The 219-nt window shown below is 62.1% G+C and carries 1 protein-coding gene; it reads left to right on the top strand.

The window, feature by feature from the left end; translation table 11 throughout:
- On the top strand, positions 1–219 hold a 219-nt coding region (locus E5W87_RS35535; RefSeq protein ID WP_292408658.1), incomplete at both ends, for an NAD(P)-dependent oxidoreductase.

The following is a 219-nucleotide window of genomic DNA, read 5'->3' as shown; positions in this document are numbered from 1 at the left end:
GGCCACGCTCGACACGGTTTTGTCGACCAGCGATTTCGTCTTCGTCGTCGCTTCGGTGACCAGCGAAAACCAGGGTTTTCTCGGCGCCGATGCCTTTGCCAGAATGCGCAAAGGCGCCGCCTTCATCCTGCTCAGCCGTGCCGGCGTGGTCGATTTTCCGGCGCTGATGGACGCCGTTCGCAGCGGTCACATCATCGCAGCCAGCGACGTGTTTCCGGA

The organism is Mesorhizobium sp., assembly GCF_004962925.1.
GTDB lineage: Bacteria > Pseudomonadota > Alphaproteobacteria > Rhizobiales > Rhizobiaceae > Mesorhizobium.
The sequence above is the reverse complement of the archived record's forward strand: the minus strand, read 5'-3'. Positions and strand labels throughout refer to the sequence as shown.